The following is a 24407-nucleotide window of genomic DNA, read 5'->3' as shown; positions in this document are numbered from 1 at the left end:
GATTATAATTGATTTACGCAGATTCAGACGAGTGCAATTCCTGCACGGCGGCGGCAAACTGGCGGCCGCGGTCTTCGTAATTTTCGAACAGATCGAAGCTGGCGCAGCAGGGCGAGAGCAGCACCACATCGCCGGGTTGCGCCAGGGCCCCGGCGCGGCGCACCGCATCGGCCATGCTTTGGGTTTCCTCCACGTGCGGTACCACGCCCTCAAACGCGGCGCGCAGCTTGGCATTGTCCACCCCCAGGCAGACAAGGGCCCTAACTTTTTGGCGGGCCAGGTCCACGAGCGGTGAGTAATCATTACCCTTGTCGGTGCCCCCGGCAATCCACACAATTTGGGATTTAAGGCCTCCAAGGGCGTACCAGGCGGCTTCCACGTTGGTGGCTTTGCTGTCGTTAATGTACTCCACGCCAGCAATTACGCCCAGGGATTGCAACCGGTGGTCGGCGTTTCGGAAGGTGGCCAGGGCCCCTTCGATCTGAGCGATGCCGACGCCCGCCACGCGCGCGGCCAGCACGGCCGCCAGCACGTTCTGGCGGTTGTGCTGGCCGATGAGCGGCGACTGCGCCGTGCTGATTATTTCCGTTTTGCTATAGTAGCCGGGCAGCAGGTCCACGCAGAGCTGCGTCGCCGCTTTGTAGTAGCCCGCCAGGTGCAGGTCGGGCCGGCGCTCCAGGCCAAACGGCATTTTCATCACCGGCCGCAGCGCGGCCTGGAAGTAGCGCGTGATGTTCTCATCGTCGGCGTTGTAAATAAAATAGCCGCTGCTGTCTTGCTTGCGGGCGATGCGCAGCTTGGCGTGGGCGTACTCGCTCAGCGAGTAGTTGTAGCGGTCGAGGTGGTCGGGGGTGATGTTGAGCAGCACGGCAATCCAAGGCCGGAACTCGTGGGTATCATCGAGCTGGAAGCTACTAATTTCCAACACGTAATAGTCGTACTCATCAGCAATAACCTGCTCGGCAAAGCTGCGGCCCACGTTACCGCCCAGGCCCACTTTCAGGCCTGCCTCCTTTAGCAGGTGGTAGGTAAGCAGCGTAGTCGTGGTTTTGCCGTTAGTGCCGGTAATGCAGATGCACTTGGCCTTGGTGTAGCGGCCCGCGAACTCTATCTCGGAGATAATCGGTGTTTTCTGCTCGCGCAGGGACTGGATGACCGGCGCTTTCTCGGGAATGCCGGGGCTTTTAATTACCTCGTCGGCGGCCAGAACCCGCGCCAGCGTGTGCTGGTTTTCCTCAAACTCAATCCCGGCCCGGGCCAGCTTCTCGCGGTAGCCGACCTGAATGGTGCCGCGGTCCGACACGAATACGGCGTGGCCCTTGGCCTGCGCCAGCAACGCTGCCCCTACCCCACTTTCGGCCGCGCCAAGGATGACAATGTTCATAATTAGCGCAGCTTGAGGGTTACCAACGTGATGACGGCCAGCATAATACCCACAATCCAAAACCGCGATACGATTTTGGACTCGTGGTAACCCAGCTTCTGGTAATGGTGGTGCAACGGCGACATGCGCAGGATGCGGCGGCCTTCGCCGTACTTGCGCTTGGTATATTTAAAGTAGCCGACCTGGAGGATAACCGACAGGTTTTCAATGAGAAACACGCCACAAAGAATGGGGATTAGCAACTCTTTGCGCACGATGAGGGCCAGCACGGCGATAATGCCGCCCAGGGCCAGCGAGCCGGTATCGCCCATGAATACCTGCGCGGGGTACGAATTGTACCACAGAAATCCAATGCAGGCCCCCACGAACGCCGTGCAGAAAATAACCAGCTCGCCCGAATCCGGGATGAACATGACGTCCAGATAATCAGCCAGTAAGGCATTGCCGCTGACAAAGGCGAAGATAGCCAACGTAATGCCGATGATGGCCGACGTGCCGGCCGCCAGCCCGTCGAGGCCGTCGGTGATGTTAGCCCCGTTGCTGACGGCCGTTATCAGGAAGATGACAATTGGGATGTAGAAGATGGCATACAGGCCGTTGAAGAACGTGCCGGCGTTAGCGAATAAGTCGCCGTAGTTCAGCTCGTTATTTTTCATGAACGGCACGGTGGTAATCATCAGGTGCACGTCGTGGTACACCTTACTGGCGTCCACTTCCGACAGGGCCCCGTTGGGCAGCAGGTACTGGCGCACGGTCACCTCGTTCGAGAAAAACAGCACCCAACCCACCGTAAGGCCCAGCCCCACCTGGCCCAGCACCTTGAAGCGCCCGCTCAGGCCCTCCTTGTTCTTGCGGAAAACCTTGATGTAGTCGTCGAGGAAGCCAATCAGCCCAAGCCACACCGTGCTCAGCAGCATGAGGATAATATAGATGTTGCGCAGCCGGGCCAGCAGCAGCACCGGCACCAGAATAGCTAACAGAATGATGAGGCCGCCCATTGTGGGGGTGCCTTTTTTTTCATTCTGGCCCTGCAAACCCAGGTCGCGGATGCTTTCGCCCACCTGCTTCTTCTGGAGCAATCGAATGAGGCGACCGCCAAAAAACTGGGCGATGAGCAGCGAAATCACTACCGCCAGGCCGGCCCGGAACGTGGTGTACTGAAACACCCCGGTGCCGGGCACGTGAAAATGTTCGTGGAGGTAGCGGAAGAGGTAATAGAGCATGGGCAACGGCGAATAAAGCGGAGCGGGCCCCCCGGCTTTACTTGTTCAAAGTTTCAAATAATTCGAGCAGGACTTCCTTATCGTCGAAGTGCGTTTTCACGCCCTGCACGTCCTGGTAGTTTTCGTGGCCCTTGCCCGCCACCAGCACAATGTCGTGGGGCCCCGCCCACTCCAGGGCAGCGCGGATGGCGGCGCGGCGGTCGGGCAGGGTACGCACGCGGGCGGCATCGGGGGCCAGCAAGCCGGCCTGCATTTGGGCCAGTATTTCGAGCGGGTCCTCGAAGCGCGGGTTGTCGGAGGTGAGCACCACATGGTCGGAGAGACGAGCGGCGAGGGCGGCCATCACGGGGCGCTTGGCGGCGTCTCGGTTGCCGCCGCAGCCCACCACCGTGACAATGCGCTGCTGGGGCTGGCGGATTTGGTGCAGGGTCTGGAGCACATTTTCCAGCGCGTCGGGCGTGTGGGCGTAGTCTACCACGGCCGTAATGCCCTGCCGGAGCGACACCACCGGCTCGAAGCGGCCGGGGGCCGTAGTCAGGCCCGAGAGAATGGTGAGTACCTCCGTGGGGTCTTCGCCCAGCAGCACCGCGGCCCCGTACACGGCCAGCAAATTGTAGGCGTTGAACACGCCGATGAGCCGGAACTGCACCTCACGGCCGTCAATTTCCAGGAACAAGCCGTGCACCTCGTTGGCAATGAGGCGCGCCCGGAACGTGGCCGCCCCGCGAAGCGAGTAGGTTTCGCGGCGGGCGGCGGTGTTTTGCAGCATCACGGGGCCCCGCTTGTCGTCGGCGTTGGTGAGGGCAAAGGCCGTTTTGGGCAGCGCGTCGAAGAAGCCCTTCTTGGCCTTCAGGTAATTGTCGAACGTACCGTGGTAGTCGAGGTGGTCGTGGGTGAGGTTGGTGAACACGCCGCCCGCGAAGCGCAGGCCCGTCACGCGGTGCTGGGCCACAGCGTGGCTGCTCACCTCCATGCAGGCGTGGGTGCAGCCGGCGGCCACCATGCGGGCCAGCAGCGCATTCAGCCGGATGGCGTCGGGGGTAGTGTGGGTAGCGGGGACGACGGTTTCATCAATCTGGTTCTGCACCGTGCTCAGCAGGCCGGCGTGATAGCCCAGCTCGCGCAAGAGCTTGTGCAGCAGCGTAGCGCAGGTAGTTTTACCGTTGGTGCCCGTCACGCCAATCAGCTTCAGCTGGCGCGATGGGTGCCCGTGGAAGGCCGCCGCCACCAGGCCCAGGGCCCCCGCGCTGTCGGCCACCCGCACGTAGGCGGTGCCGGGGCGCAGCACGGCCGGCAGCTCCTCGCAAATGACGGCCGCCGCGCCCTGGGCCACGGCGGTTTCAATGTACTGGTGGCCATCGGTGGCCGTGCCGCGCAGGGCGCAAAACGCCACCCCGGGCCCGGCCTCCCGCGAGTCGAGGGTGAGGCCGGTGATGGGCACGTCGGCGGGGCCCTGCTGCTGGAGCACGGCCACGTCGGCGAGCAAGGAAAAGAGCGGAAGAGAAATCAAGGGCAAAACCGCGGGGCAGCGGGGCTTTGGAGGCGAGGAAGGTGGTCAGGCGTTGCGCGCCGATTTGCGGGGCTTGTCGGTAGCCAGGCGGGTTTTGGCCGGTTTGGCTTTGGCATCAGATTTCGGCCTGGCTTTATCAGCCTTAGACTTAGCGGCGGAATTGGTTCTGGTTGGCACCTTGGCGTTAGCTTTTGCCTCCGCCTTGGGTTTGGCAGGGGCCCCTTTGGGAGCCGCGGCTTTGGCCTTGCTGGGCGAAGCTTTGGCGGTCACCGATTCGGCTTCCGTGGGCACCAGCAGGATATTCTCCGCCAGGTCGGTGTGCTCGGGCGCGGGCAGGGCCCGAGGAGCATCGTCGCGGGGCCCCGTCTCCACCAGCGTGAGGGTGATGGCGTCGCCGCGCTTATAAGGGGCCCCGGCGGCCAGGCTCTGGGCGCGCACGCGGCCTGTACCCAGGGCCCGCACGTGCAAGCCCCGGTTTTCGAGCAGAAACAGCGCATCGCGCAGGCTCAGGCCCCGAGCGTTGGGTACGCGGCCGGCGCGCATGGGGTTCACCACCAAGGCCACGGTGCGGGCGTGGAAGGCCGTGTCGGACGCGCCCCGCACCCACTCCTCGCCGCCGGTGGCCTGGGTATTGCCGGCCAGGCCCAGCTTCTGGCAAACCAGGGCCAGCTCATCCTGCATACCGGCGCGCACCAGCGGCACGCGGCTCTTGTTCAGGCGGGCCTTGGCCAGCAGCGGGCGCTGGCTCAGCAGGTCGCGGGCCATGCACTTATCGGCCACTTCGCGGAATACCGGGGCGGCCACATCGCCGCCGTACACGCGGCCGCGGCTGGGCGAGTCAATCACCACAATGCAGCTGTACTTGGGCTTGTCGGCCGGAAAGTAGCCGCAGAAGCTAGTCGAGTACGTTTTGGTGTAATGGCCGTTTTTGAACTTCCAGGCCGTGCCCGTTTTGCCGGCGATGGTATAGTCTTTGGGCCGAATCCGGCTGGCGGTACCCTCGGCCACCACGCCTTCCAGCATGGCCTTCAGCTTGCGCAGCGTGTTGTCGGAGCAGATTTTGGGGATCAGCACCCGGGGCGCAAACTCCTGCACTACCTGGTCGGCCTGCTTGATTTGCTTGACAATCATGGGGGCCACCTTCACGCCGTTGTTGGCCACGGCGTTGTAGAAAGCCAGCGTTTGCAGCGGAGCCAGCTTCAACTCGTAGCCGATGCTCATGGTTGAGAGCGAGGTGCGGCTCCAGCTACGGTCAGTGGGGTCCTTCACATAAGGCAGCGCCTCGCCATTCATCTGGAAGCCCAGCGGCTTATCGAGCCCGAATTTCTTGAGGTAGTCAGTGTACTGCGCGGGGTTGGCGGCGAAGTGCTCCTGCACCAGCCGCGCCACCCCGATGTTGCTCGATTTCTCGAACACCTGCTGCACCGTGATGCGGCCGTTGGCGTGCGAGTCGGTCTTCACAGCCCCCCCGATGGCCATGCGCCCGGGGCCCGTGTCCACCACATCGTCGAGCGTGATGTCGGGGTACGCCTCCATCAAGGCCATCATCGAGGCCAACTTGAAGGTCGAGCCCGGCTCGGTGCGGCCCTGGTCGGCAAAGGCGTAGTTGTAGTCTTCCTTATAGGTATCGTCGGCGGCGCGGCCCAGGTTGGCCACGGCCTTGATTTCGCCGGTTGCCACTTCCATCAGAATCACGCAGCCGTACTGGGCGTTATTGTCCACCAGCGACTTGTAGAGGGCGTTTTCGGCCACGTCCTGCAAGTTGATGTCAAGCGTGGTTTTGATGTCGTACCCCGGCTGGGGCTTGATTTCAGTGCCGTCATAAAGCGGTTTAATGCCGCCCGGCACCCGCTCAAACAGGGCTTCGCCGGCCTTGCCCGCCAGGCTGGGCTCGAAGGTGAATTCCAGGCCCGCGCCGTGCTGCTGCTCGTTCACGAAGCCCACGGTGCGCTGCGCCAGGCCCCCAAACGGCCGGAACCGCTTGTCGACCTTCTCAAAAATGGCCCCGCCGCGGTTACGCTTTGCCCGGAAGATGGGCCACTGGGCCAGCAGCTTTTTCTCCTGAAAGTTAATTTGGCGCGAGTTCAGGCGGATGTAGCGCAGGGCCGGGTCCTTAGCGCGGCGGGCATTGGTTAGGCGCTGCTTATACTCCTGCCTAGTTCGGTCGCCGAAGAAGTGCGACAACTGCCAAGCCAGCGAATCGACCCCGGCCTGAAACACCGCTTCTTCCACCACGCCTGGGTCCCAGGCCACCCGGTAGAAGGGCAGCGAGGTAGCCATAATACTCTCGTTATCGGAGAAAATATTACCCCGCGTGGCCGGCACTGGCTGGTAGCTGATGCGCCGCTCCTGCTCCAGGGCCCGCCATTTGGCGCCCTCCTGGAACTGGATGCGCGTAGCCTTCCACAGGATGAGCCCCGAGAAGACAGCCACCCCCAAAAAGGCCAGCCGTACCCGCGTCACAATTGACTTTTTTACGCTGCCTTTCATCGACGGTGGAAGGTAATAGATTGGGTACGAGCAGCTTCTTTCTTGTACTTAGTTGTACTCTTTGTACTCTTTTTAACTGATTTCTTATCGCCGGGCTTACGCGCTACTTTCGCCTTCGGCTTGTCCATCAGCACCTTAACGGTTCGGCGTGCGAGCACCGGCGCTACAGCGGCGAGGGAATCTTCGGGAATGGCGGCGGCAATTTCGGGCTCGCCGTCGATGCCGGCGTTGGCGTAGCTGCGGCGGCCCGCCAGGGCGTCGGCGCGCTGGGCAGCCAGCGAGTCGCGGCCGGCGCGAGCGGCCAGCGTATCGGCCGTCAGCACGGGCATCAGTTCCAGGGCGGCGGCGTCGAGGTGGCCGGCCGGCACCTGGATGCGGAAGGGCGGCGACGAGCTTTCGACCAGCCCGAAGGCCGCCACTTTGCGGGCCACCTCGCTCTGCTTGCTGGCCTCCATGTAGTCCGATTTCAAGGTAGTATAGTCAGCGCGCAGGTCTTCGGTTTCCTGCTTGAGGCGCTGGATGTTGCGGCTCATGCGGTTGCCGTAGTGCGTGTTGCCGATGTAGAGCAGCGTGAGAAACATCACGAACAGCAGGTGCGGCAGGTAGCGCACCGGCAGGCCCTCGCGGAAAAGCCCGTCCACGCTCGTCATCCGGTCAAAAACCGAGAACAGGCTCCAAGTGCGGGGCACGCGCTCCGGGCGGGGCGGACGCGCAGGGCGGGCCGGGCGCTCGGGGGCCGCTGCGCGTGGGCGCGGGGCCTCTACCACGGCCTCCGGCGCCACGGCCTCCGGCGCCACGGCCTCCGGCGCCACGGCGACCGGCACGGGCGGGGGCCCGGGCACCGGCTCGGGAGCCCGGGGCACGTTGGCGCGGCGCGGCGCATCGGTGGGACGGTAGGTATTGGCGGCCAAAATTTTAATTAAAAATTATGAATTAAAAATTATGAATTAAAAATTAAAAATAATTTGGTTTAAACTGATAATGAAGAGGTAACGGCGTTTAATTGCCGTTTGAGCCCTAGAGAAAGTTGAGGTGGGGCCCCGGGACTTGAGGAGAACGGCTCATTTTTAATTCTTCGTTTTTAATTCCTCACCGCAACCCGCAATTTAGCACTGCGGGCGCGGCTGTTCAGGGCCACTTCCTCAGCCGAGGCCTCTTCAGGGCGACGGTTGAGAGCGGTGAACGGCTTGGTTTCATGGCCAAAAAAGTCCTTTTCTACCTCCCCAAAAAACTTCCCCTTGCCGATAAAATTCTTGGCCAGCCGGTCTTCCAGCGAGTGGTAGCTGAGCACTACCAGCCGGCCGCCGGGGCGCAGCACGTCGGCCGTTTGCAGCAGCATTTCCTGCAAAGCGTCCATTTCCTGGTTCACCTCGATGCGCAGAGCCTGGAAAACCTGAGCTAAATACTTGTTCTCCTTGCCGCGCGGCATCACGCTCTGAATGGCCGTTTTCAGCTCCTGGATGGTGGCCAACGGGCGGCCGCGGCGGGCCTGCACCACGGTGGCGGCCAGGGTGCGGGCGTTGGTCACTTCGCCGTACATGCCGAAGATGCGGTGCAGGTCGGCTTCCTTGTAGTCGTTGAGCACGTCGGCGGCCGTAGGGCCCCCGTCGGTGTCCATGCGCATGTCGAGGGGCCCGTCGAAGCGGGTGGAAAAGCCCCGTTCCGGCGTGTCGAACTGGTGCGAGCTCACGCCCAGGTCGGCCAGCAGGCCGTCCACGGGCAGGGCGTCACGGCGGCGCAGCTCGGCGGCCAGGTCGCGGAAGTTAGCCCGCACGAAAGTGAACTGCGGCCGGGCCAGGCGAGCGGCTTCGGCCTCAGCGTCAGCATCTTGATCGAAGCTATAGAGGTGGCCCGTGGTGAGGCGCTCGAGCAGGCGCGCCGAGTGGCCGCCGCCGCCAAACGTCACGTCCACGTAGCGGCCGCCGGGCTGCACGTCGAGCCCGGCCAGGCATTCGGCCAGCAGCACGGGGCGGTGGTAGGCGGTATCGTTGGGGCGTGGTTCCATCATCAAACGGCCAAGGTGGAGTCGGTGGCCAAAAATTTCTGTGCCTGCTGGCTAAAGGTCTGCTGGTCTTTAATCAGGAACTCCTCGTAGCGAGCTGGGTCCCAGATTTCGCAGCGGTTGCCCAGGCCCACCACAATGGCTTCTTTCTCGATGCCGGCGTAGCGCAGCATGGTGCGCGGCAGCATAAAGCGGCTGATACTGTCCAGCTCCACCTCCGTCATGCCCCGGAAAAAATTGCGCTGAAACTGCCGGTATTCCTCGTTAAACTCGTCGAGAGCCATCACTTTGTCGTGGATGACGCGCCAGGCGGCCCGCGGGTATAGCACCAGGCAAGGCTCGAAGCCGCGCACGAGCACCAGCTGATTGCCCGACTCGTCGGGCAGGTTACCCTTAACCTTGGCCGGGAGCACGAGCCGCCCCTTGGGGTCGAGCTTGCATTCGTATTCGCCGGAGAGCAGGTGCATGGCGGAGCCAGGGAAAAGGAAGGGAAGTAAACAAAAGTACGGGCGGCCTTTTGAATAACAACCACAATTTACCATTATTTACCACAATTCAGGGCCCGTTTCCGGGCCCCAGGGGCACATTCGCTTGGCGAGGTGTGGATATTTGCCAAAATGGCAGCTACTTTCGGGGCCACCCTAACCGTTCTGCCCATGCGCTTTTTCTCCTGGCGTTTCCCCGCGCTTTCGTTGGCCGCTGGTGCGGCATTGCTACTCCACGGCCCGGCGGCCGGGGCCCAAGACCGGCCCCAAGTGGGGGCCCCGGTGCACATTCTGTTCGTCGGCAACAGCTTCACCCACGGCGCCCACCTGCCGGTGCAGCAGTACAACGCCGCTGCCGTGACCGACGAAAACTACGGGCAGCCCAAGGGCACACCCCGCCAAGGCAACCCGCCCGAGCTGGGGCCCTGGGGCGGCATCCCGGGTATTTTCAAGAAGCTGGCCGACGAGGCGGGGCTGAACTACGACGTGCACTCGGAAACTCTGAGCGGGCAGACACTCAAGTTCCACTACGACAACGCCCTGAGCGTCATCAACCAGCCGCGCTGGCAGGCGGTGGTGTTGCAGGAGTATAGCACGGGGCCCCTGCCGGCGCGGCGCAGCGGCAAGCGGGCCGAATTCTACGACTACGGCACCCGCCTGGAGCAAGCCGTGCACCAAGCCAACCCTGCCGCCCGTGTGTACTTATACGAAACCTGGGCCCGCGCCGACCTCACCTACCCGCCCGACAAGCCATATTCGGGCCAGCCCGTGGACTCGATGACGGCCGACCTGCACGCCGGCTACTACGGCCTGGCGGCGGCCAACGGCCACTTCGCGGGCGTAGCCCCGGCCGGCGATACCTGGCTGCGGGCCATCCAAACCGGCGTGGCGATGCCCAACCCCTACGCACCCGCCGCCGGCCAGCTCGACCTATGGACCAACGACCACTATCACCCCAGTCCGCAGGGCGCCTACCTGAACGCCTGCGTGCTGCTGGCCACCATCGCCGGCTACGACCCGCGCGCCCTGGGGCCCCAGGAGCAGGCCGCGGCCGACTTGAACATTGCCCCGCCCGACGCCGTGGCCCTGCAACGCCTAGCCTACGAGCAGGTGCGGGCGGCCCCGCCGGCCGAGGCCATACCTAGCCACGGCAAGCTGAGATCTAAGCACAAGCGCGCCAAGGCTGTCCTGGCGCACTAAGCACCGGGGCGGAAGTTGTGCACGCGGCGGGGCCGAATTTTGTGTACCACTGGGGCCCCCAGGCCGTACCTTTGCGGCGTGAAACCCCGTTCCCTCGCCCACCGAATCGTCAGCCTGTGGCTGGCCGTGCTGGTGCTCACCGCCTCGGTGGGCCTCACGGTGGAGCAGCACACTTGCCGGTTCAGCGGGCGCAGCCGGGCCAACCTGGCGCTGCTGGGGGCAGCGCCGCGTAGGTGCTACGGGGCCACGGCGCCGCCGCGCATCAAGGACAACTGCTGCGAGTTCAGCAGCCACTGGCACAAGCTGACGGCCCCGGCCCATGCGCACGCTCTTGAGAAAGTGCCGGTGCCGGGGCCCCTGCTGGCGGCCTGGCTGCCGGGTGCGGCGTGGCCGCAACTGCCGGTTTCTGAAGCGGCGAGGGGCACGGCCGGGCCGCGCTGGTTTGCGGCCGATGCCTCGCCCCCGCCGCGGGGCGGGCGGGCCCTGCTGCGCTGGGTAGGTAAGCTGGTGGTTTAGGGTTTTTCGGATGAGGCGGCCGCTGGTGCAGCGACCGCCGTCGCGGCTTTTTGGCCCGACTTTCTGTTTTCGGAAAACCTTAATTTACAGCTATTATGAAATCCTTGCGCGGGCTCAGCCCGCTGCTTACCAGCGGCTTGCTGCTGGCGCTGGGGGCCCCCAGCGCCGCCTGGGCGCAGGCCGTGCCCGGCCCGGTGCGGGGCGAAGTCACGGAGCAAACCACGGCCGCGCCTTTGCCCGGCGCGCTGCTGCGCTGGCTGGCCGACGCGCCCACTACGGCCGACAGTTTTCCCACGACCACCGCCGACGCGGCGGGCCACTTTGTGCTGGCCCGCCCGGCCCGGGCCGCCGGCCGCCTGGTGGTGCAGGTTCTCGGCTACCGGCCCGATACGGTGGCCGTGCCCGCCGCCGGCAGCCCCTACCTGCGGGTGGGCTTGCGGCCCGGCCTGGAGTTGGGCGAGGTGACGGTAACCACCCGGGCCCCCGCCTACTCGGCCATCACGCCCACCAACACGCAGGTAATTTCGGCCCGCGACCTCACCAAATCGGCCTGCTGCAACCTGGCCGAGAGCTTCGAAACCAACGCCGCCGTGGAGGTAACGACCTCCGATGCCGTGTCGGGGGCTAAGCAGATTCAGCTGCTGGGGCTCGACGGGGCCTACTCGTTGCTGACCGTGGACAACCAGCCGGCCCTGCGCGGGCTGGCCGCGCCCTACCGCCTGGGCTACCTGGCGGGGCCCTGGATTGAAAACATTGAAATCATCAAGGGCACGGGCTCGGTGGTGAACGGCTACGAGGCCATTTCGGGCCAGATCAACATCAAGCTGAAGGAGCCCGAAAAGACCGACCAGCTGCTGTTCAACGCCTACGCCAACGACCTGGGCAAGTTCGACGTCAACCTCAACTCCTCGGTCCGTCTTAACCCGAAGTGGAGCACCGTGCTGCTGCTGCACACCGACCACCTGGGCCGGCGCGTGGACCGCAACGGCGACGGCTTTCTGGACCTGCCGCTGGCCACGCAATTCAACGCCGTGAACAAGTGGAAGTACCTTTCCGGCCACGGCCTGGTGACGGAGGTGGGCCTGGGGGCCCTGCACGAAGACCGCCAGGGCGGCCAGCTGAGCTTCCGGCCCGACGCGCCCGACGCCTACCGCCAGGCCTACGGCACCACCAACACCACCCGCCGCTACACGGCCTTCACCAAAACGTCGTACACCTGGCCCACCCGCCCCTTCCAGAGCCTGGGCCTGCTGATGAACGGCACGAGCCACGACTTCAACTCGACTTACTCGTTTAGTGAGGTGACGGGGGCCCGGCGTTACGACGGCACCCAGCGCACGGGCCAAGCCACGCTGCTGTTCCAGAGCATCATCGGGAGCACCACGCACGGCTACCGGGCGGGGCTGAGCTTTTTGTACGACGACTACCGCGAGTTTTTGGGCACCGGCCAAACCTACGGCACCGAGACGCCGGATGACACCTACGCCCGCGAGCACCGCAGCCGCCGCGAGCTAGTGCCCGGAGCCTTTGCCGAGTACACGTACCAGAACAGCCGCAACCTGACCATAGTGGCCGGCCTACGCGCCGACCGCCACAACCTGTACGGCTGGCAGGTCACGCCGCGCTTCAACCTGAAGTACGACGCCACCCAAAACTCCATTTTCCGGCTCTCGGCGGGCCGCGGCTGGCGCATGGCCAACCCCATCGCCGACAACGCCTACCTGCTGGCCAGCGCCCGCACCTTCGTCATCGGCAACGCCCTGCGCCCCGAAACGGCTTGGAACTTGGGCGGCAGCTTCACGCAGTATTTTGAGCTATGGGGCCGCCAAGCCACGTTCGTGGCCGACTACTACGACACCATGTTCGGCAACCAGGTGGTGGCCGATATGTACACTGCGCCCCAATTCGTGCTCATCAACAATTTGGGCCCCGGGAACCGCTCCTTCGCCCGCAGCGTGCAGGCCGAGTTGCAGGTGGAGCCCGTGAAGGGCTTTCAGGTGAAGGGCGCCTACAAGTACCTCGACGTGCGCACCACCTACGGCAACGAGCTGCTGCCCAAACCCCTCACCCCCAGCCACCGCGCCTTCCTGAACCTGGGCTACGCCTCGGCCTTCGACAAGTGGCGGGCCGATTTCACGGTGCAGTGGTTTGGCCAGCGGCCACTGGCCTACCTCGGCAACGACGGCGCCCACCAGCACGCCGCCGGCCAAAACCCGGCCGTGTACTACGCCCCGCGCTACGCCGCGCTCAACACCCAAATTACGCGCGCCTTCAAGCGCCTGGAGGTGTACGCCGGCGTCGAAAACCTCACCAACTACCGCCAGCCCAACCCCATCGAAAGCGCCGCCTTCCCATTCAGCCCCACCTTCGACGCCGCAATGGTGTGGGGCCCCGTGTACGGCCGCCTCACGTATGTTGGCCTCCGCTACCGCGTCGAGTAACCAATTGGTTTTCAATATATGATATCGTCATGCTGAGCGAAGTGAAGCATCTCTAATACGTAAGTAAACTAATCGATTCACCGAAGCGGTAGAGACGCTTCACTCGTTCAGCGTGACGACCTTATAGATTAAAACCTAGCTTAATTTTCGCACTATTTCGCCTTCTAATCTCTTTTCATTTTTATGAAAGCTCTTTCGTTTTTCCTCTTCGCCGCCTTCAGCGCGGCCGGCCTCAGCGCCCAGGCCCAAACTGCTCCCGCCGCCGCCAAAGCCGTGGCCGGCACCGAAACGGTCAAGTTCAAAACCTCGGCCGTGTGCGATATGTGCAAGGCGCGCATCGAGAAAAGCATGGCCTACGAGAAGGGCGTGCAAAGCGCCACCCTCGACGTGCCCACCAAGGTGCTCACGGTGAACTACCGCCCCGAAAAAACTAACACCGCCGCCCTGCGCGCCGCCGTGCAGAAAACCGGCTACGACGCCGACGAGCAAACCGCTGATGCCCGCGCCTACAGCCGCCTGCCCGAGTGCTGCAAGAAAACCGCCCCGGCCCACCAATAGGGCCCCGGGGCCCTAGCCCAATAAAAAAGGCCCGCTTCGGCGGGCCTTTTTTATTGGGTCAAGTTTTGAATACTGGTTCAGACCTTGGTTTTCCATAGCCGCCACCAGGGCAGGTACGGCTGGTCGTGGTGCTCGAAGTGGTAACCGAAGAAATAGCAGGTGACGAAAGCCCAGACGTGGTGCCGCAACTGGCTGCGCGACTTGTGCCGGTTTTCGGGTTCATGCTCGCCGCGGTGCGGCAGGTAGGTACCGAAGAAGAACAGCTGCAACGTAGCCAGCACCGCCGGTATCATCCAAAAGGCGATGACGTTGGTCTGTGGAAAATACAGTTTCAGCACGTTGTAGGTCACAGCCATCAGCAGCACTTGCCACCAGGTTACGTAGTTCCAGGCGAAGCGAGCCAGCCAGGGCAAGAAGCCAGCGTGGTCTTCGGAGTGGAAATCGGGGTCGGCCTGGGTGCCTACGTGGCGGTGGTGGTCGTGATGCTTGGGCAGCTGATTTGGGAACCAGTTGTAGGCAAACAGTACCGTAGCCACCGTACCCAGGGCGTTGTTGAGGCGCTTGTTGGGGCTCACCACGCCGTGCATAGCGTCGTGGGCCGTAATGAACAGCCCGGTGTAGAGATGCGTTTGGAGCAGCACCAGCAAATAGGGGCCCGGCGCGTGCCAGTTGGGCTGGTAGCCAGCCAGCAGCCAAGCCAGCAGCCCGCCCCAGGCCACCATAATCAGCAGGGCTGCCGCCACGCCCTTGCCGGCCAGCGGCGCGGGGGCCACGCGGCGGGCCGGTACGGAAGGGGCAGTGGATACGCTCATCAATACTAGCTTTTAAATTACAGGCCCACCAGGGCCTCGCGCACTTGCTCCATCAGCCACATGGGCGTGCTGGTGGCCCCACAGATGCCCACCGACTGCCCCGGCTGAAACCAAGCGCGGTCGATGTCGTCGACGTTGGAAATGAAGTGGGTATCCGGGTTGGTGTCCTTACACACCTGGTAGAGCACCTTGCCGTTGGAGCTTTTGGTGCCCGATACGAAGGCAATCTGGTCGAACTGCGCTGCGAAGCGTCGCAAATCTTTGTCGCGGTTGCTCACCTGCCGGCAAATCGTGTCGTTGGCGTTCACTTGGTAGCCCCGGCTTTCCAGCTCATTTTTAATATTATAGAAGCTCGCGGTGCTCTTAGTGGTTTGGCTGTAAAGCGTCAGCGCCGAGGGCAGCTCGTGGGTCATCAGCTCGGCCAGATTCTCGAATACCACGGCCTTACCGCCGGTCTGGCCCAGTAGACCCAGCACTTCGGCGTGGCCGTGCTTGCCGTAGATGAAAATTTGCTCGCGCTTGTCGAAGCTGGTTTTAATACGGTTTTGCAGCTTTAGCACCACCGGGCAACTGGCGTCAATCAGCGTCAGGTTATTTTCCAGGGCTAGCTTGTAGGTGCTCGGCGGCTCACCGTGGGCCCGGATGAGCACGGCCTCGTCGCGCAATTCGGCCAGCCGCTCGTGGCAGATGATGCGCAGGCCACGCTGTTGCAGGCGGTGCACTTCCTCGTCGTTATGTACAATGTCACCCAGGCAGTACAGGTAGCCTTGCTCGTCGAGCAAATCTTCCGCCATCTGAATGGCATAGATGACTCCGAAGCAGAAGCCGGAGTTAGGGTCGATGCGAACACTGAGCAATAAAGGCGGCATAGTAGCAGGGTAACCAGAAAAACCCGTGTAAGGTTACGGCTATAATCTTCCGAAGACCCGGCGGCCCTCAAAATCCTGGATTACCTGGGCTTCCACCGGGCTGTCTTTCACCACGGCATTATCGCGCCAGAACTCGGGATGGTAGCGGCGCTTCTTGATTTCCGCCAGATCGTTCACGTCCTGGGGCATGGCCCGGTACTTCTGGCCGGGCGTCGGCGGGCCGTATTCGTAGAGAAAAAACTGGGAAGTCGTTGTTGTTTCCGATGGCACGCCCTTCATCGTCATCTGGATATTGGACACTACTTGCGTGCTGGCCAAGCGGCTAAGCGAGTCGTCCAGGGGCGCAAAATTGGTGGTAGTATGCAACGTACAGAGTCCAAGCTGGATGGCGGGGTTGCTGGAAGTGAAATTGCCGGCTGTGGGCATATCGCGCTCGAAACGAAACAGCGCCGCCGTGCGCGGGTCGATATAAAGGGTACCGCTGGCCACGGGGTCGCCGGCCACGCGGGGTCCAAAGTCAACCACGGCCAGCTCGCGGCCCTGGTCGCGCAGGGTTTGGCGCAGTACAAACCGGAAACGCTCCGCGGCATTGGCCCCCAGGGGCTGGGCCGTGCGGCTGGTCCCGCCAGGCAACTGAAAAACGGGCAGCGCCCGCGTGTAGATGGAGAAGTTTTTCATGCTCAAAATGCCCGGTACAAAGGCGTAGCGTGCCTCGCCCAGCACCCAGCTGGGCATGTCGCGCGGCGTGAGCTTCACGTCGTAAAATGCATCGAAGAGCTCGCGGTAGTGGCCGTTCTCACGAGTTTTCTGGCGGTAGAAGCCCCGGCCGTATTGCGCGTCGGCCTGGTGGCGCAGCAGCTTAGCGTAGCAGCGGGCCACCAGCTCTTCGGCCTCGGCGTTGGCGCGCACCGTCACCTCGGGCAGCTCCACGGCGCTGGCTTTGAGCACGATGACCACTGGCAGGGCCCCGGCCTGCGTAGCCAGGGCCCCGGCGCGCCCGTAGCCAATGCTGAGTACCACGAGCTGCTGCGGCAGCGCGGGCACCCGCAGGCTAAACTCGCCCACCTCGTTGGTGGCGGTGCCGGTGCGGCCGTCGGCCAGGGCTACGCTGGCGTAGGGCACAGGCTGGCCTTTTTCGTCCACCACCCGGCCCGTCACAACCCCTTGGGCAACAGCGGGGCAGCCGGACAAAAGGACCAGCAAGTCCCCCAGCAAACGATAGAAACAATGCATGGCCGCAAGGTAGGCCGGCACCGCCCACCGGCACAAAAAAGGGCCTTCCGCAATTGCGGAAGGCCCTCTCATTACGGATTGCCTGTACCTAGTACTTCACCACGCGGCTGCGCACCTGCTGGCCGCCCACGTTGAGGAGGTAGGTGCCCGCGGGCAGGGCCCCCAGGTCAATCTCGCCCGAAGCGGGCAGGCTTACTTCCTGCACCACGCGGCCCATCAGGTCGCTGATGCGCACGCGGGGAGCGCTGGCAGCCAGGGCCGCGGGCAGGGTGATGGTCACCTTACCACTCGTCGGGTTCGGGTAGATGCTGATGTCCACCGCGCCATCGCTCTGCACCGACACCACCGGCGAGTAGGCCACCGTGCCGTCGTTGTCGATTTGCTTGAGGCGGTAGTAGCTCAGGCCCGGCAGCGGCTGGCGGTCCACGGCGTCGTAGGTGGTACGGGCGCTGCTGTTACCCTGGGCCGACTTCGTCAGCACGGTCGCAAACGTCTGGCCATTCGAGCTGCGCTGCACGTCGAAGCTGCGGCTGTTCTTCTCACTGGCCGTCACCCAGTTCAGGTTCACCTGCTTGTTGCGAAGCTGCGCCGTGAACGACACCAGCTCTACCGGCAGCGGCGCCAAGGGCTGGTTGTTGGGCACGAGGTAGTTCTCGGCTCCCGCCAGCCGGTCAGAGTTGTACTCAAAAGAGTAAAAGTAATACGTCAAGTCTGGGTCCAATTTACTGACAGTAAAGCTTGTATCTGCTGCTTTGAATACTGTGAAAGTATTACCAGACGCTTCAACCCTGCTATTGGCTGGTGCACCGAATTCATAAGCACCATTACTGAAGTTACCCGGAGTGTACTTAGTAGATTTATCAACAGGAAACAGGCTGGGCGGTAACTGCGAATAGGTAGTACTGGCTATGACAAGTCGGTTTGCACCATAGCTGGTTCCAGCTGGTGGATTACTCAACCTAAAAGTAATTGTAGCGCTGGTACGATCTGCCGACCGCACTATGATTGCTGTCGACTGCGCAGTGGGTTCAATAGCAATTGAATACCCTGATACCACGCTACCACTATTTGGCAGAGGCTGGTAAGCAGTGCCGTTATCATTGTTCAGGCTGGCATTGCGGAATTGCATCGCCGATGTCGCATCGCCTACTCGAACCGGAGCAAAACGCACTTTAATGTCTCGGACGAAATTGCCAGCATCGTTCGGAGTTATATCCATGGATTTAGAATAGCTTGCACCGTTATCAAACGAGAACTCATATTGCGGCAAACCTTCTGGGTTACGATCAGGAAACGCTGAATCAGCTCCAGGATCGCTAGGAAACTGAACGTTTACAGTACCAGCTATTAGGAAACCTTGCAGGCGCGCTGATACTGGCGCCGAGACGTTACCCTTTACAACGTCAGGAAAAGCCACAGGAAAATTGCTCAGGCGAATGGTAGGCTGACTAATACCCGATACTTGTAGGTCAGCCGCTGGGGCCGGCGAACTGGAATTACTGATGGTAGCAATTACAGTAAATTGGTTAGGCCCAGGCACGAAGCGCACATATATTGTCGTAAGAGCAACGTTGTTATCTGTAGTGTTGCGAGGAATACTCAATTGGCGGTAAAATTTCGAATTATCGCTAGACACCTCAAAATAGGAAGCGTTTGGTCCGGTCGGGGCTACCACTAAGTCTTGCAACAGGTTATTAGCAGATACAGTATATGATTGCGAAGCCGATATATTATCGCGTTGGGCCGCAAATATAAAATCATTACTAGCTGGGATTGATACCGAAATAGCCGACACAGCCCCGCTGGGATTAGTAGCAAGTACAGCTTTCTGCACATCTGGCGCACCACTACTTGTTATGCCTACCTGTTGCTCATAAGCGCCTTTAGGTATACTAGCTACTAACCTCACTTCAATGGTTTGAACGACCACTGTACCATCGGTTTGGGCCAGCGTAATGGGATTGTTCAAAAAGGGACCTCCGATTGAAGCATTTCGAATTTGTATATTAGTACTGCTTGGCGTTAGCACTGCATCGGCTGACAACTTAGTGCCGCTCACATCAAAGCGAAGGACACCAGCACTACCACTACTTGTTACGACCCCAAAGTCAAGGGAGGCAGGGCTTACATTTAAGGTGGCAGTAGCCGGAGCCGGGCTACCTGTACCGCTTACGGCTATTGTTGCACTAGTATTAGTTGTACTAAGCGATACCGATGCTTGATACGATTGAGCCACAATGGGCGTAAATTGTACGTCGATTATAGTTTGCAGCAACGTTCCGTTGGCTTGCGTCAGCACAATAGCATTTGTGGAAAATACATTAGACCCCGTGCGGATGCGAAATCCGGTGGGGGGCGTAACGGTCACGCTGCTCTGCAGGTTCTGGCCACTGACGGTGAAAGACCCATTGACTGTGCTTGAGTTACCCACGACCACTGAGGCGAAATCAGTTGATGTAGTGGGCGACACACTCAGTGTAGGCGTGGGTGCCAGCCCATTGCCCGAAACGCCCACCGTTTTATCGGTGGCGCCAGTGCTGGAGAGCGTTACGTTGCCATTGATATCACCTGCCGCTGTGGGCTTAAATTTCACGTACAACGTGGTACTCACAGTGCCGCCGGTCTGCACAAGTGTTGCCGTTGTGCCGTAAGTAATGCTATCGCTACTTACTACAAAGCCAGTTGGGGCCTGTACCGTAATATTAGCCGTAAGCGACGAGCCCGTTACCGCGACCCTCTTAGAAGAGCCAGAAGCAGTGCCAGTTGCTTGACTTCCAAAATTTGGCAATGCATTTGGGTTCACCATAATGATGGGAGAACCCGGCGTGCCGGTACCCACCAATTGTATATAATTAGAAGAAACTGGTGGGGATGATTTCTTATTGGTAGTCGCATTAACAAACGTAGTATCGCTTCCAGGCTGCGCAGGCTTATAATGCAGGTATAAGATTGACCCAGCAGGCAGGCTAGTGCCATTCTTTGCGAATACTACTGTCGAAGTTGAAAAATTGGCATTGTCCTTACTACCCTCAAAATACTGAGGAATGGCGATGGTGACATCGCCTGTTAAAGCGTTTCCAGTTACCGTATATGCTTTAGAACCTGACACGTTGCCCACTTGGACACTATTAAAATCTTGAGGGTCACCCGCAGTATTTGGTGTAAGCGTAACCGTCTGGGCAAAGCCTAATCCGGGCATGGCCAGTAGCAAGCAGAGGCAGAGCCACCGCAGCCAACTTGTTAATGGTGAGTAAGAATGTTTCATGGTAGTGTGTCTGGTGAGCTGAGTGGATATAAAATTTAACAGTAAGATATTTTATTGAACTTTACAAAGAATGAATTGACAGAGAAGCAGGTCTTGGTATTTCGCAAGATTTAATTGCATTATTTATAACAATTTCTCAATTAAAACCATCTTCATGCCATTGGAACCTTTATTTCATTGGGCGAAGTTATACTAATCCAAGTGAACCTTCAATACAGACGATCTAAAGTTTAGGTTACTATGCAGAACAATAATAGTCGTTTTATCCAATCCTGCTGTTTACAAAGCTCGATTTATAATCTATTTTAAAAATTAATTTATTGATCATTAGTATTTTATGTTATAAATTTTCAACTAAGTATTTTGATCAATCCAAAATACTTTTTTAGACGCTTTTTAGCTGCTCGCAGCGGGCAGAAACATTACTATTTTAATTTTACAATTATTATTTGTACTACAGTAAGTTTTATTATTCTCCATTATAGACAAGGGCCCCCGGCGGCTCCCAAATGAGGAGTGCTGCCGGGGGCCCGTTGAATGGGGAAGCTCGTTTTGGTTGGGGTGCGCTATTCCGGTACTTCGCCCAGGCGGGCAGCGTCGGCGGTGCTCACGTGGCCGCGGGCTATCAGGAAGCTGCGCACCGTGCGGAACGACTCCGCGTCGAGGCCCGACCGGGGGTGGGCCAGGGCTGAGCTAAGCAGAAAGGCCTTGTCTTCGTCGACGTGCGTGCTCAGGCCCAGAAAGGCTGGCAGGTTGCTTTCCACGGAGAAGCGCAGGAAGCGGATTTCGGCGTTATCGGGGGCCAGTGCCACGGCTTGGGCGAAGGTGCGGGCTGCATCCTGCACGTAGGTGAGCTTGTTGAACATGGAAGCGTCGCGGGCGCGGATGGCCTGAGCGGCGGCTTTGTAGCCCAGCACCAGGGCATCCTGGTCGTGATACTCGGCCAGGAGCTGGTAGAATTTTTCGCCGGCAGCTTTATCAGCGGCGGCGAGTTCGTAGTGGCGGCGCAACAGCGCGGGTTCGTAGGGAGAAGGCATGGCAAAAGGATACGCTACCGGGCGCGCCGCGACCGCCACCGGAGCCAGGGCAAGCAGCAAAGAGACCAATAGGCAGTTCATGAGGCCCCAAAGCTACCGCCCGCCGCCCGCTCACAAGCGCGCCAGCCGGAAGCGGAAATACGAGCCCAGCAGCAGCAGCAGCTTGGTATTGGTGGGTACCCGCACCCGCTGGTGCAAAATATGCGTCGCGGGCAGATTCTTAATCTTATAAAACAGCTTCAGGTAGTACACGTACGCCAGGTATACGCCCAGCCGGGCCGGGCGCGGCAACTGCTGGATACCGGCGTAACCCGCCTCAAAATCGGCCCGGATGTCGGCCTCTATTTCGCGCTTGGCGCCATCATCAAACCGGTGGTAGGCCACGCCGGGAAAGTACACGCGGCCCCGGTCCTCGTAGTCGGAACGGATGTCGCGCAGAAAATTCACCTTCTGAAACGCTGCCCCCAGCCGCCGCGCAGGGCCCCGCAGCTGCTCAAACATGGCTGGCTGCCCGTGGCAGAAAATGCGTAGGCACATGAGCCCCACCACTTCCGCCGAACCGTAGATGTATTCGTTGTACAGGCCGGGGTGGTAGTTCTGGTCTTCCAGGTCCAGGGCCATGCTGTGCAGAAACGCATCGATAAACTCCTGGTCGATGCCGTATTCGTGCACCACAGCCTGGAAGGCGTGCAGCACCGGGTTCAGGCTGAGGCCAGTGGCCAGGGCCTCGGCGGTTTGGCGCTGGAAATCGGCCAGCAGTGCCGCCCGGTCGTGGCCGTGGAAGGTATCCACGATTTCATCGGCCCAGCGCACGAAGCCATACACGGCGTACACCGGCGCGTGCAGGCTCTCGTCGAGCGTGCGGATACCCAGCGAAAACGATGTGCTGTAGCGCTTGGTAATGAGCTTGCTGCACGCTAAGCTGGTATCAGTGAATAGTTTAACGTGGTCCATTTGACGAATTAAAAATTAAAAATTAAGACGGCTGAGCCAGGGCACCGCAACCCGCTCCGTTTTTAATTTTAATTGTCAATTTTTAATTTCTTTCAACACTTCTCCCGCCACTACCTGGCCCGAAATGAGCGAAGGCGGTACCCCGGGGCCCGGCACAGTAAGCTGACCCGTAAAATACAAGTTGCTCACCTTCTTACTTTTAAGCGTAGGCTTGAGGATGGCGGTTTGCTTCAACGTGTTTGCCAGGCCGTAGGCGTTGCCCTTGTAGCTGTGGTAATCGGCCTGGAAGTCGCGGTGGGCGTAGCCGCGCTTGTACACCACCGCGTCGCGGATGGGGTGGCCGCAGTGGCGCTCCAGGCGGTCCATCAGCTGGTCGTAGTACCGCTCGCGAGTGGCCTCGGTATCGTCGAGGCCGGGGGCCACAGGAATGAGCAGGAACAGGTTTTCCTGGCCTTCGGGGGCTACCGTGGGGTCGGTTTTGCTGGGCGCCGAGGCGTAGAACAGCGGCCGGGTGGGCCACTGCGGCTGGACGTAAATTTCGCGGGCGTGCTGGGTCAGGTCTTCGTCAAAAAACAGGTTGTGGTGACGCAGCTTGTCGAGCTTGCGGTTCACGCCCAGGTAGAACAGCAGCGACGACGGGGCCATGGTGCGGCCGTCCCAGTATTTTTCGTCGTAGTGGCGGTACTCGGGGGCCAGCACCTCCTGCTCGATGTGGTGGTAGTCGGCCCCCGCCACCACGGCATCGGCCGCGAAAAAGCCCTGGGCGGTGCGCACGCCAGTACTGCGGCCGTGCTCCACCACAATCTCCGTTACTTCCTGGTTGTAAAGGATTTCTACGCCCAGCTCCTCGGCCAGGCGCACCATACCCTCCACAATTTTGTGCATGCCGCCCAGCGGGTACCAGGTACCCAGGGCCAGGTCGGCGTAGTTCATCAGCGAATACAGCGCCGGCGTATTTTCCGACACGGCCCCCAGGAACAGGATCGGGAACTCGACCAGCTCCAGCAGCCGCGGGTCTTTAAAGAAGCGGCGCACGTGCTTATGCATGCTCTGGAGCACGTCCATGCGTAGCATGTCCACGAGCAGACGTGGGTCGGCATACTCCAGCACCGAGCGGCTGGGCGCGTACACCAGCCGGTTGATGCCTACCTCGTACTTGTAGGCGGCCTGCTTCAGAAACTCGTCGAGCCGGGCCGCGCTGCCCGGCTCGTAGCGCTCGAACAAAGCCCGCAGCTCGCTCATTTTCGCGGGAATATCCACCGCTTCGGGACCTTTGAAAATAACCTGGTACGACGGGTCGAGGCGTATTAGCTCGTAGTAATCGGCCACTTTTTTGCCGAAGCGGGCGAAATATTTCTCGAATACGTCGGGCATCCAGTACCAACTGGGGCCCATATCGAAGGTGAAACCCTGGGCGTGGAACACGCGGGCACGACCCCCGGGGCCCTCGTTTTTTTCGAGCAGCGTGACGCGCCAGCCGGCTTGGGCTAAGGTGCTGGCGGCGGCTAAGCCGGCAAAGCCGGCCCCGATGACAACGGCGTGGTGGGAAGCGGTGGGAGTGGGCAAGGCAAAGGAAGAATTAGACCAGCAAGCTAGCAAGGCGTGGTGGGAAGGGCCGCCAATAAATGCGCCGGCCCCAGCGCTGCTGATGCAACGCCGGGGCCGGCGGATAGTTTTAAATGAAGGCTTTTTTGTACCTAGTCCTCAACGGCATCGCTCAAATCAGCGGCACTGGCACCAACCGGAGCGTACACTTGCAGGGCGGTTTTCAACTCCTTGCGGGCAATGTGAATGCGGTTTTTTACGGTGCCGATGGGGATTTGCAGCTTCTCGGCAATCTCCAGGTACTTGTAGCCAATGTAGTACATCATGAACGGCGTGCGGTAATCGGTGCCGAGGCTGGCAATGGCCTCGTTAATGTCGCGCACCACAAAATCGGACGTGGCGCCGTTGTGTGTAATGTAATTCTGGTCGGTGTTGAAATACTGGAAATACTCCGTCGAATCAATGTTGGAGCTACGCTTGGTGATCTTGTTATAGTTATTGATGAAGGTGTTGCGCATGATGGTGTACAACCACGCCTTCAAATTAGTACCCGCTTTGAACTTGTCTTTATTCAAGAGGGCTTTAAGCAACGTTTCCTGCACGAGGTCCTTCGCGTCGTCGGCGTCGCGGGTGAGGTTCAGGGCTGCGGGCCGCAGGGTGAGGGATATCCGCTGCACTTGCGAAGTAAATTCTAGCGAAGTCATAGAGCCTTGGTTTCGTGACGGAGTAAACAACCAACGACTCAGCCGAAAATTCTTTGAGAACCTTGGCCCTGGGGCCCACATTCCCAATTCGGCTGAATGGTCATGCAAGTTACGGCAACTGACTGGGCCACGGCTGAAATATGGGGCCCCACCATGTTAATTTTTTACGATTCAGCCAT

The 24407-nt window shown here is 60.6% G+C and carries 19 protein-coding genes; 4 read left to right on the top strand and 15 right to left on the bottom strand.

The annotated features are described in order from the left end of the window. Nucleotides 1-13 precede the first annotated feature (13 nt). From murD to mraZ, 7 genes are all read right to left on the bottom strand, one after another. Nucleotides 14-1384: a UDP-N-acetylmuramoyl-L-alanine--D-glutamate ligase gene (murD, locus tag DDQ68_RS22160; protein WP_109658247.1), complete on the bottom strand. Its 1371-nt coding sequence runs from the start codon at nucleotides 1382-1384 to the stop codon at nucleotides 14-16. A 2-nt stretch (nucleotides 1385-1386) separates the two neighbouring features. Then, nucleotides 1387-2607 (bottom strand): phospho-N-acetylmuramoyl-pentapeptide-transferase, encoded by a 1221-nt coding sequence (gene mraY, locus DDQ68_RS22155; protein ID WP_109658246.1) that lies wholly within the window; start codon nucleotides 2605-2607, stop codon nucleotides 1387-1389. A gap of 37 nt (nucleotides 2608-2644) precedes the next feature. After that, entirely contained in the window at nucleotides 2645-4093 is a 1449-nt protein-coding gene (locus DDQ68_RS22150) for a UDP-N-acetylmuramoyl-L-alanyl-D-glutamate--2,6-diaminopimelate ligase (protein WP_245897202.1), read from the bottom strand. 69 nt (nucleotides 4094-4162) lie between these two features. Beyond that, nucleotides 4163-6607 (bottom strand): PASTA domain-containing penicillin-binding protein, encoded by a 2445-nt coding sequence (locus tag DDQ68_RS22145; protein WP_109658245.1) that lies wholly within the window; start codon nucleotides 6605-6607, stop codon nucleotides 4163-4165. After that, nucleotides 6604-7518 (bottom strand): FtsL-like putative cell division protein, encoded by a 915-nt coding sequence (locus tag DDQ68_RS23600; RefSeq protein ID WP_211320200.1) that lies wholly within the window; start codon nucleotides 7516-7518, stop codon nucleotides 6604-6606. Before DDQ68_RS23600 ends, DDQ68_RS22145 begins: the two co-directional genes overlap by 4 nt. 170 nt (nucleotides 7519-7688) lie before the next feature. Next, a complete protein-coding gene (gene rsmH / locus DDQ68_RS22135; RefSeq protein WP_245897200.1) occupies nucleotides 7689-8615 on the bottom strand; it encodes a 16S rRNA (cytosine(1402)-N(4))-methyltransferase RsmH in 927 nt (308 codons plus the stop codon). Continuing rightward, entirely contained in the window at nucleotides 8615-9076 is a 462-nt protein-coding gene (mraZ, locus tag DDQ68_RS22130) for a division/cell wall cluster transcriptional repressor MraZ (RefSeq protein ID WP_109658243.1), read from the bottom strand. Before mraZ ends, rsmH begins: the two co-directional genes overlap by 1 nt. A 189-nt stretch (nucleotides 9077-9265) precedes the next feature. Between mraZ and DDQ68_RS22125 the strand changes: the two genes are divergently transcribed. The 4 genes from DDQ68_RS22125 to DDQ68_RS22110 all read left to right on the top strand — a co-directional run bounded on the left by DDQ68_RS22125 (nucleotide 9266) and on the right by DDQ68_RS22110 (nucleotide 13809). Then, nucleotides 9266-10294 carry an SGNH/GDSL hydrolase family protein gene (locus DDQ68_RS22125; protein ID WP_162550349.1) on the top strand — a complete coding sequence of 343 codons (1029 nt, stop codon included), beginning with the start codon at nucleotides 9266-9268 and terminating at the stop codon, nucleotides 10292-10294. A gap of 78 nt (nucleotides 10295-10372) precedes the next feature. Beyond that, nucleotides 10373-10810 carry a hypothetical protein gene (locus DDQ68_RS22120; RefSeq protein ID WP_109658241.1) on the top strand — a complete coding sequence of 146 codons (438 nt, stop codon included), beginning with the start codon at nucleotides 10373-10375 and terminating at the stop codon, nucleotides 10808-10810. Between the two features lie 95 nt (nucleotides 10811-10905). Then, on the top strand, nucleotides 10906-13251 hold the full coding sequence (locus DDQ68_RS22115) for a TonB-dependent receptor (protein WP_109658240.1): 2346 nt from the start codon (nucleotides 10906-10908) through the stop codon (nucleotides 13249-13251). A gap of 183 nt (nucleotides 13252-13434) precedes the next feature. Continuing rightward, on the top strand, nucleotides 13435-13809 hold the full coding sequence (locus tag DDQ68_RS22110; protein ID WP_109658239.1) for a heavy-metal-associated domain-containing protein: 375 nt from the start codon (nucleotides 13435-13437) through the stop codon (nucleotides 13807-13809). 77 nt (nucleotides 13810-13886) lie between these two features. Here the strand turns inward: DDQ68_RS22110 and DDQ68_RS22105 are convergent, their stop codons facing one another. The 8 genes from DDQ68_RS22105 to DDQ68_RS22070 form a co-directional block, all read right to left on the bottom strand. Further along, nucleotides 13887-14621, bottom strand: coding sequence for a fatty acid desaturase (locus DDQ68_RS22105; protein WP_109658238.1), 735 nt, complete (start codon nucleotides 14619-14621; stop codon nucleotides 13887-13889). A 17-nt stretch (nucleotides 14622-14638) separates the two neighbouring features. Further along, entirely contained in the window at nucleotides 14639-15490 is an 852-nt protein-coding gene (locus DDQ68_RS22100) for a 4-hydroxy-3-methylbut-2-enyl diphosphate reductase (RefSeq protein ID WP_109658237.1), read from the bottom strand. Between the two features lie 39 nt (nucleotides 15491-15529). Next, nucleotides 15530-16723, bottom strand: coding sequence for a carboxypeptidase-like regulatory domain-containing protein (locus tag DDQ68_RS22095; RefSeq protein ID WP_162550348.1), 1194 nt, complete (start codon nucleotides 16721-16723; stop codon nucleotides 15530-15532). Nucleotides 16724-16811: 88 nt separating this feature from the next. Next, nucleotides 16812-17432 carry a T9SS type A sorting domain-containing protein gene (locus DDQ68_RS23245; protein WP_162550347.1) on the bottom strand — a complete coding sequence of 207 codons (621 nt, stop codon included), beginning with the start codon at nucleotides 17430-17432 and terminating at the stop codon, nucleotides 16812-16814. Nucleotides 17433-20554: 3122 nt separating this feature from the next. Continuing rightward, nucleotides 20555-21025: a hypothetical protein gene (locus DDQ68_RS22085; RefSeq protein ID WP_162550346.1), complete on the bottom strand. Its 471-nt coding sequence runs from the start codon at nucleotides 21023-21025 to the stop codon at nucleotides 20555-20557. 111 nt (nucleotides 21026-21136) lie between these two features. Further along, a complete protein-coding gene (locus tag DDQ68_RS22080; RefSeq protein WP_109658233.1) occupies nucleotides 21137-21979 on the bottom strand; it encodes a phytoene/squalene synthase family protein in 843 nt (280 codons plus the stop codon). Nucleotides 21980-22054: 75 nt separating this feature from the next. Then, nucleotides 22055-23545, bottom strand: a complete 1491-nt coding sequence (gene crtID, locus DDQ68_RS22075; RefSeq protein ID WP_109658232.1) for a bifunctional phytoene desaturase/3,4-desaturase — start codon at nucleotides 23543-23545, stop codon at nucleotides 22055-22057. Nucleotides 23546-23676: 131 nt separating this feature from the next. Continuing rightward, nucleotides 23677-24228, bottom strand: a complete 552-nt coding sequence (locus DDQ68_RS22070; RefSeq protein WP_109658231.1) for an RNA polymerase sigma factor — start codon at nucleotides 24226-24228, stop codon at nucleotides 23677-23679. Between the last annotated feature and the right edge of the window lie 179 nt (nucleotides 24229-24407).

Origin of the sequence: Hymenobacter nivis (genome assembly GCF_003149515.1) — a bacterium.
GTDB lineage: Bacteria > Bacteroidota > Bacteroidia > Cytophagales > Hymenobacteraceae > Hymenobacter > Hymenobacter nivis.
Note: the sequence above shows the minus strand (reverse complement) of the source record. Positions and strands in the feature narration are given on the sequence as shown.